The 8584-nt window shown below is 71.0% G+C and carries 7 protein-coding genes; 5 read left to right on the forward strand and 2 right to left on the reverse strand.

What is annotated here, in order from left to right; genetic code table 11:
• Positions 1–63: 63 nt before the first annotated feature.
• Entirely contained in the window at positions 64–1242 is a 1179-nt protein-coding gene (gene galK, locus AB0J91_RS30900) for a galactokinase (protein ID WP_363876002.1), read from the reverse strand.
• The gene (locus AB0J91_RS30905) at positions 1239–1934 is read right to left on the reverse strand and encodes a metal-dependent transcriptional regulator (RefSeq protein WP_132620300.1); all 696 of its coding nucleotides are present in this window, start codon (positions 1932–1934) and stop codon (positions 1239–1241) included. Before AB0J91_RS30905 ends, galK begins: the two co-directional genes overlap by 4 nt.
• A 122-nt stretch (positions 1935–2056) precedes the next feature.
• On the opposite strand from AB0J91_RS30905, the gene AB0J91_RS30910 reads away from it, so the two are divergent.
• From AB0J91_RS30910 to AB0J91_RS30930, 5 genes are all read left to right on the forward strand, one after another.
• Positions 2057–2908 (forward strand): sulfurtransferase, encoded by an 852-nt coding sequence (locus AB0J91_RS30910; RefSeq protein WP_363876005.1) that lies wholly within the window; start codon positions 2057–2059, stop codon positions 2906–2908.
• An 84-nt stretch (positions 2909–2992) separates the two neighbouring features.
• On the forward strand, positions 2993–4168 hold the full coding sequence (locus AB0J91_RS30915; protein ID WP_363876008.1) for an acetoin utilization protein AcuC: 1176 nt from the start codon (positions 2993–2995) through the stop codon (positions 4166–4168).
• A 12-nt stretch (positions 4169–4180) separates the two neighbouring features.
• On the forward strand, positions 4181–6856 hold the full coding sequence (locus AB0J91_RS30920; protein WP_363876011.1) for a GNAT family N-acetyltransferase: 2676 nt from the start codon (positions 4181–4183) through the stop codon (positions 6854–6856).
• A gap of 41 nt (positions 6857–6897) precedes the next feature.
• Positions 6898–7779, forward strand: a complete 882-nt coding sequence (locus tag AB0J91_RS30925) for an alpha/beta fold hydrolase (RefSeq protein ID WP_363876014.1) — start codon at positions 6898–6900, stop codon at positions 7777–7779.
• Positions 7780–8034: 255 nt separating this feature from the next.
• Positions 8035–8337 carry a hypothetical protein gene (locus tag AB0J91_RS30930; protein WP_363876018.1) on the forward strand — a complete coding sequence of 101 codons (303 nt, stop codon included), beginning with the start codon at positions 8035–8037 and terminating at the stop codon, positions 8335–8337.
• Positions 8338–8584 lie beyond the last annotated feature (247 nt).

Raw genomic sequence — 8584 nt, forward strand, 5'->3', positions numbered from 1 at the left:
CTGCGCACTGCCTTCCGTGGGAAAACTAGTCGATTGAGCGGGAAGCGGAGGTCGACGAGCTCGTCACAGGTCCCGCCCCCCACCGGCGGAGGGTATCGCGATGAACACGCGCGGCTCGGTGAGGCTCCGCTCGGCGAACGCGGACCGGACGGCGGACTCGATCCGCTGCCGGTCGGCGCTGGAGATCAGCGCGATCGCCGACCCGCCGAAACCGCCGCCGATCATCCGCGCACCCAGTGCACCGGCCTGCACCGCTGCGTCCGCTGCGACGTCGAGTTCCAGGCAGGAGACGCGGTAGTCGTCGCGGAGGCTGGCGTGGGAGGCGTTGAGCAGCGGGCCGATCTCGGCGTAACCGCCGGAGCGCAGCAGCTCCACGGTGGACAGCACTCGCTCGTTCTCGGAGACCACGTGCTTGACCAGCGGCTGGAGCTCATCCGGAAGCTGCTCCAACGCCGCAGGCAGTTGCGCCGCCGAAACGTCCCGAAGTGCCTTGACCTCCAGCAGCTCCGCCGCCCGCTCGCAGCCCTTCCGGCGTACTCCGTAACCGGATTCGCTGTGCGAGTGCTTCGCGCGGGTGTCGATGACGAGCAGTTCGAGGCCGGCGCTGCGCGGGTCGAACGGGACCTGCTCGGCCTCGCCGGAGCGGACGTCGAAGAACAGCACGTTGGACTCGACGCAGCGCAGCGACGCGGTCTGGTCGAGCAGTCCGGTGGGAGCGCCGACGTAGTCGTTCTCCGAGCGCTGCACGAGCCGTGCGATCTCCGCCAGACTCGGCGCGTCCGGCTCGCCCGGCGCCAGGCCCAAGTGGTCAAGCAACGCCAGCGCAACAGCGCACTGCAGCGCGTGGGAGGACGACAGGCCCGCACCGGTGGGCACATCACCGACGATCATCAGGTTCAGCCCGGGTACGGGATGACCGGCTTCGCGCAGCGCCCACGCGACGCCGGCCGGGAAGGCGGACCAGCCGCTGGGGGAGCCGGGCCGGAGTTCGTCGACGACGACCTCTTCGCTTCGGTGAAGCTCGCCGTCGTCGCCCAGCGTCGCGCTCACGAGCTTGCGGTCCTCGCGCGGTCCGACGGCCACCGCCGCCCGGTGCGGAATCGCCATCGGGAGCACGAAACCGTCGTTGTAGTCGGTGTGCTCACCGATCAGGTTGACCCGGCCGGGGGCAGACCACACCGCGCTGGCGGCACGACCGTGCTCAGCGGCGAACAGCTCCGCCGCGCGTTCGGAGACGGTCACTTGGCGGTCACCATGACCGCGTGGGCGATGCTCGGAGTCAGCTCGGCGGTACCGCTCTGGCCGCGCACCTCGATCGGCTTGTTCGCCCCGACCACCGACAGGATCTCGACCTCGTTGCCCGGCACGATGCCGACCTCCTTGAGGTCGGTCATCAGGTCGGGGTCCAGCTGCACGTGCTCGGCGATGCGGCGGATGACCGCCCGGCCACCGCCGTTGCGAGCGATCTCGTCGACTCGCTGGAGCTCGCCGTCGACCGCGCTCTCGACGTGATCGACACCGAGGTCGTCGAGTCCGGGGATGGGGTTGCCGTAGGGGGACGTGGTGGGACCACCGAGGAGCTTGACGAGCTTGCGCTCAACGGCCTCGCTCATCACGTGCTCCCAGCGGCACGCCTCGTTGTGCACGTGCTCCCACTCGAGGCCGATCACGTCGACGAGGAGCCGTTCGGCGAGGCGGTGCTTGCGCATGACGCTGATCGCCCGGGCGCGACCGGCCTTGGTCAGCTCCAGGTGGCGGTCCTCGGCGACCATCAACAGGCCGTCGCGCTCCATGCGGGCCACCGTCTGGCTGACGGTGGGTCCGCTCTGCTCCAGGCGCTCGGCGATCCGGGCCCGGAGTGGCACCACGCCCTCTTCCTCGAGGTCGTAAATGGTGCGAAGGTACATCTCAGTGGTATCGATGAGATCGTTCACGTCGGCTCCCCATTCAAGTCCCAACCACGATGCTAGTCGCTGCCAGCGACAACGGTCAGTGGCCGGGGAGTTGACAGCCAAGATTGATGACCGACCTCGTCGGCGGGTTTCGAAAGGCCGTCATGCATCCCTTGATCAGTACCGATGATCTCATGTCCGCGCTGAGTGCGGACCCGCACCCAACGCTGCTCGACGTGCGGTGGTCACTGCTCGGACCACCGGGACGGGAGGACTACGCCCACGGGCACTTGCCCGGAGCGGTTTTCGTGGACTTGGACGCCGAGCTGGCGGCCGAGCCGGGCCCGGCGGGCCGGCATCCGCTACCCGATCCGGCGGCCCTGCAGGAGGTGCTCCGCCGCGCCGGAGTGGACGCCGACCGGCCGGTGGTGGTCTACGACGCGGACAACGGTTCGGCAGCGTCCCGGGCGTGGTGGCTGCTGCGCTGGGCCGGGCACCGCTCGGTCGCCGTCCTCGACGGCGGCTACGCGGCGTGGACCGCCGAGGGCAAGCCGACCACCACCGAGACGCCGGGACCCGGCGACGGGGGATTCCGGGTTCGGCCAGGTGCGATGCCGGTGATCGACGCGGATCAGGCGGCCGGGCTGGCTCGCGACGGCGTGCTGCTCGACGCGCGGGCCCCGGAGCGCTACCGGGGTGAGGTCGAGCCGATGGACCCGCGTGCCGGGCACGTCCCCGGTGCGCGCAACGCGCCGTTCAGCGAGCACACCGGTGAGTCGGGGCGCTGGCGTTCGCCGGAGGAGCTGGCCGAGCGCTTCGCCGCGCTGGGCGTCACCGGCGACAGCGCGGTCGGCGCCTACTGCGGTTCGGGCGTGACCGCCTGCTCGGTGCTGCTCGCGCTGGAGCACGCCGGCATCACCGACGCCCGCAACCCGGCGGCGCTGTACGCGGGCTCGTGGTCGAACTGGGCGGCGGACCCCGCGCGGCCGGCGGCCACCGGTGCGGACGCGGGCTGAGGCGCTCGCAAGATCGATCCGGTTCGGCGGGTCACGCGGCCGAGACCCTGTGGCGGGTGGCTTCCTGCGGGTAGCGTCCCGCCCATGGGTTCTCAGTTGGCCGTGGTCTGGGACGAGTCGCTGCTCGAGTACGACCTCGGCGGGCACCATCCGCTGCATCCGATCCGCCTGGACCTGACCATGCGGTTGGCGGACTCGCTCGGTCTGCTCGACGGCGTCGAGACGCTCAAACCCGAGCCGGCCACCGAACGGGACCTGCTGCGGGTGCACACCGCCGAGTACATGGCCGCGGTTCGCTCAGCGCCGCTGAGCGGCTGGGAGGTCGGGCACGGGCTGGGCACCGACGACAACCCGATCTTCGACCGGATGCACGAGGCGTCGGCCCTGATCGCGGGTGCGTCCATCAAGGCCGCTGAGCAGATCGTGTCCGGCCAGGCCGACCGCGCCGTCAACATCGCCGGGGGACTGCACCACGCGATGGCCGATCACGCGGCCGGGTTCTGCGTCTACAACGACTGCTCGGTGGCCATCGCCTGGATGCTGGAGCAGGGCGTCGAACGCATCGCCTACCTCGACGTCGACGTGCACCACGGTGACGGTGTGCAGGCGGCCTTCTACGACGACCCGCGCGTGATGACGATTTCGCTGCACCAGCACCCGGTGACGCTGTGGCCGGGCACCGGCTTCGCCACCGAGGTCGGCAAGGGCAACGCCGACGGCACGGCGGTCAACATCCCGCTGCCACCGGGCACCGGCGATGCGGACTGGCGCCGCGCCTTCCACGCGGTGGTGCCTTCGGTGCTGGACCAGTTCCGCCCGCAGGTGCTGGTCACCCAGTGCGGCGCCGACGCGCACCGCGAGGACCCGCTCGCCGACCTGTCGATGACCGTCGACGGGCAGCGCGCGACCTATCAGAACCTGCGCGAACTCGCCGAGAACTACGCCGGCGGCAAGTGGCTGGCGCTCGGCGGTGGGGGGTATTCGCTGTTCCGCGTGGTGCCCAGGGCGTGGACCCACCTGCTGGCGACGCTGCTGAACCGGGACGTAGCGCCGGAGACGACCATCCCCGAGGATTGGATCGCGTACGCCGTCCGGCGTGCGCAGAACGTACCGATGCCGACGTCGATGTCGGACGGGGCGGACCCGTCCTTCGAACCCTGGACCGGGGTGACCGCTTCGTCGGTGGACACCGCGATCCGCGACGCCCGGCACGCGGTTTTCCCGTTGCTCGGGCTGGACCCGGCAGACAGCCGCGACTGAGGAGCATCCGAAGTGGACGAAGTGCGGGGAGAGGAGGCCGGGCCGCAGCAGGACTACCCCCGGCAGTGGGAAGCCGACGTGGTGCTGTCCGACGGCGGCACCGTGCACCTGCGGCCGATCGTCCCGGCCGACAAGGACAAGCTGCTCGCCTTCCACGGACGGCTCAGCGACAGGACCAGGTACTACCGGTACTTCGGCCCGTACCCGCGGATGCCGGAGCGCGACGTGCGGCGGTTCACGCAGGTCGACTACGCCAACCGGATCGCGCTGGTCGCGCTGCTCGGTGACGACATCGTCGCGGTCGGCCGCTTCGACCGGCTCGGTGAGCAGAAGTCCGCCGAGGTCGCGTTCGTCGTCGAGGACGGTCACCAGGGGCGCGGGCTGGGCTCGATCCTGCTGGAGCACCTCGCGGCCGCGGCGCAGGAACGCGGTCTGCGGCGCTTCGTGGCCGAGGTCCTCGCGGAGAACTCGACGATGGTTCGGGTCTTCCGCGACGCCGGCTACCAGGTCAGCAGGGCCATGGAGGAAGGCGTCGTGCACCTGGAGTTCGACATCGACCCGACCGAGGAATCGGTCGCGGTGGCCCGCGCCCGGGAACAGGCCGCTGAGGCGCGCAGCGTGCACAACCTGCTGCGTCCCCGGTCGGTGGCGGTGATCGGCGCCTCCACGGATCCCCGCAAGATCGGTCACGCGGTGCTGACCAACCTGCTCACCGCGGACTTCAGCGGCCCGGTCTACCCGGTCAACCCCGAGCACCGCTCGGTGCGCGGCGTGCGGGCCTACCCCTCGGTGCTCGACATCCCCGACGAGGTCGACCTGGCCGTGGTGGCGATTCCCGCTGCCAGCGTCAACGAGGTCCTCGACGACTGCCTGGCCAAGGGCGTGAAGACGCTGGTCATCGTCTCCTCCGGGTTCAGCGAGTCCGGGCCGGAGGGACGTGAGGTCGAGCGCGAGATGGTGCGGGCCGCTCGCGTGCACGGCATGCGGGTGGTGGGCCCCAACGCGCTCGGCGTGGTCAACCCCGACCCGGAGTTCCGGCTCAACGCGAGCCTCGCGCCGCAGCTGCCCGGACGTGGCCGCACCGGGTTCTTCAGCCAGTCCGGTGCGCTGGGCGTGGCGATCCTGGAGACCGCGACCGAGCGCGGGCTCGGGCTGTCGACGTTCGTCTCCGCGGGCAACCGCGCCGACCTGTCCGGCAACGACCTGCTGCAGTACTGGCAGACGGACCCGGCCACGGATGTCGTGCTGCTGTACCTGGAATCGTTCGGCAATCCGCGCAAGTTCGGGCGGCTCGCCCGGCGGTTGGCCCGGAGCAAGCCGGTCGTGGTGGTCAAGTCGGGTCGCAACTCGGTGCGCGCGGGCTTGGCCGCGACCACGGTGGAGATCGACGAGACGAGCGTGCAGGCGCTGTTCGAGCAGTCCGGCGTGATCCGGGTCGAGTCGGTGGCGCAGATGTTCGACACCGCGCTGCTGCTCGCCCACCAGCCGCTGCCGCAGGGCGATCGCGTCTCGATCGTGGGCAATTCGTCGGCGCTGGGCATGATCGCCGCCGACGTGGCCCAGGCGCAGGGCCTGCAGCTGGCGCACGAGCCGGTCGACGTCGGGGCTGTTGCCGGGCCGGAGGAGTTCGCCGCCGCGGTGCGCGATGCCGCCCTGCGCGACGACGTCGACGCGCTGATCACGGTGTTCGCGCCGCCGGTGGCGGTGCCCGGAACCGCCTACGCGCGGGCGCTGCGGAACGCGCTGCAGGAGGCCGACGCCGCGCGTTCGAAGCCGGTGGTGACCACCTTCCTGGCGGCGGAGGGCGTGCCGGACGAACTGGTGGTGCCCGGACCGGACGGGACCACGGGCAAGGGCTCGGTGCCGTCGTACCCGAGCCCGGAGCGCTCGGTGCTCGCGCTGGCCCGCGTCACCCGCTACGCGAAGTGGCGCGCGGCGCCGAAGGGGCACTTCGTGCGCCCGGAGGTGGAGGGGGAGCAGGCGCGTTCGCTGGTCGAGCAGTGGTTGGCCGAGGGCGTGGTGGAGCTCGGTGACGAGCGCACCGTGCGCCTGCTGGGTTGCTACGGCATCGAGGTGGTGCCCTTCCGCAAGGTCTCCGACGTCGACGGCGCGATCGCCGCGGCCGAGGAGCTGGGCTACCCGGTGGTGCTGAAGTCCACCAGCGCCAAGCTGCGGCACCGCAACGACCTGGTCGGGGTCCGGCTGGACCTGGGCAGTCCGGAGGCGGTGCGCACGGCGTACGCCGACGTGCGTCGGGTCTCGGGGATCGACGAGGTCTACGTGCAGCGGATGGCCGGGCGCGGTACCTCGTGCGTCATCGACCTCATCGACGACCCCTCGTTCGGCACGCTGGTCTCGTTCGGGCTCTCCGGCGTGGCCAGCGAGCTGCTGGGGGACAAGGCGTACCGCGCGCTGCCGTTGACCGACGTCGACGTCGCCACGCTGGTGCGCGCGCCTCGGGCGGCGCCGCTGCTGGTCGGGTACCGGGGCGTGGAGCCGGCCGACCTGTCGGCGCTGGAGGACCTGGTGCTGCGGGTGGCGACCTTGGCCGAGGACTTGCCCGAGGTGCGGCAGCTGGTGTTGCAGCCGGTTCTGGCCTCGCCGAACGGTGCTGCGGTCACCGGGGCCAGGGTGTCGCTGGGCGAGTCCGCGGCGGTTCCGGACACCGGGCCGCGGCGACTGCGATAGGGGACACAGACGGAACGTGCTAGTTCCGTTAATCTGTGCGCGTGGATGAGGTCACGACCCGGAAGATCGACGCGCCCGCTCCCGTGCTCGGCGTGGTCCCCGCGGGCCAGTACCGGATCAAGGTGCGCGCGTTGCAGCAGGACGACCCGAGCGCGCCGGTCGCCGTGCTGGCGCCGGCCATGGGCGTACCCGCCGGCTACTACCGGCGGTTCGTCGCCGAGCTGCACCAGCTCGGCATGACCGTGGTGTCGTACGACGTGCGCGGTCAGGGCGAGAACAAGCCCCGGCCCCAGCGCGGAGTCCACTTCGGCTACCAGGACTTCGTCGACGACCTCGACGCCGTGCTCGACCTGGTCGAATCGGTCTTCCCCAGGGCGCCCCGGTTCGTCCTCGGTCACAGCCTCGGCGGTCAGATCGCGTTGCTGCACACCGCCGCCAATCCCGGCCGGATCCGGGGCGCGGCGCTGATCGCCACCGGTTCGGTCTGGTACCGGGGCTATCCGGGCCTGGCCAAGTACTACTACTCACTGCTGGGAACCCAGACGATCGCGCTGGCCTCGACGTTGCTCGGGTACTGGCCCGGCTACGTCTTCGGCGGCAGGCAGGCGACGGGACTGATGCGCGACTGGGCGCGCCAGGCGCGGACCGGGCGCTGGCGGCTGACCGGGTCCGATCTCGACTACGACGCCGCCCTGGCCGAGGTGACGACCCCGCTGCTCACCGTGACCGTGGACAACGACGAGCTGGCGCCGACCTCGTCCATGGACGACCTGGTCAAGCACTCCATCCGCGCCGACCGCACCGCCCGGCACTACACGGCCGACGACGCGGGCGGGCCGGTGGACCACTTCAAGTGGACGCGGAGCTCCGCCGAGATGGCGGCCTGGATCGAGAACTGGATGAACGGCGTCCTCGGACGCTGACCGCGGTTGGCGCACCCGGCCGGGTGAATTGTGTGAAAGGTGTGGAGTGATCCACCTCGGCCGGGACGCAACCGCTGACTCCCGAGCGTCCGTCTTAGAGGTATGAGACGCCTACACACTGCAGTGGGCGCGGGGAGTCTGCTTATCGTTCTGGCAGCCTGCGCCCAACAGCCGGCCAACGACGTGGGGTTCGGTGGTCAACCGCCGGTGCCTCCCGGGCCGGTTCAGCCGAAACCTGAACCGGAACGGAAGCCGGTGGCCGCAGAGGCCATCGATCTTTCGCTGCTGCCAAAAGGATATCCGAAGAAGGTCTGGACCCAGGACAACGGTACCGCAGTAGTCGCCTCCGGTCAGGAGGGCGGCTGCAGCAAGGTGCACGCCGAAGTGGCGGAGCAGACCGCGGACCACGTGAAGATCATCCTGGTGGAGGAGACTCCGGAGCCACCGGGCATCTGCACGATGGACCTGAGGTACCCGCCGGTGGCGGTGAGCCTCAGCGCTCCGCTGGAAGGGCGAAAAGTGGTCCTGGAGCAGAAAGATGTGAAGGTCCCGCGCTGATCAGGCTGTAGCGCGGCGGAAACCTGCCGCCGTCGCGCGTGCGGAACCCGGCTCGCCGCCGGAGGTGGGGCTCCACGGTGGACCTGGTTCGGCAGTCCTGGTCTCGATGCGGGCTTTCGCAGCGGGATGACCGCGGCCGCGGGGGGGGGGCCCCCCGCCCCCCCCCCGGGCGGCCCCGGACGGGAGGCCACGCGGCGCAAAACAAAACGCGCCTCAGAGATCGGAATGACACGTGCGCCCCCCCCGC

The organism is Saccharopolyspora sp. NPDC049357, from assembly GCF_040677225.1.
Taxonomy (GTDB): domain Bacteria; phylum Actinomycetota; class Actinomycetes; order Mycobacteriales; family Pseudonocardiaceae; genus Saccharopolyspora.

What these genes read in the sequence shown, in the direction of transcription:
- AB0J91_RS30910 (WP_363876005.1), top strand. Translation starts at nt 2,057, where the DNA reads ATGCATCCCTTGATCAGTACCGATGATCTCATGTCCGCGCTGAGTGCG.
- AB0J91_RS30915 (WP_363876008.1), top strand. Translation starts at nt 2,993, where the DNA reads ATGGGTTCTCAGTTGGCCGTGGTCTGGGACGAGTCGCTGCTCGAGTAC.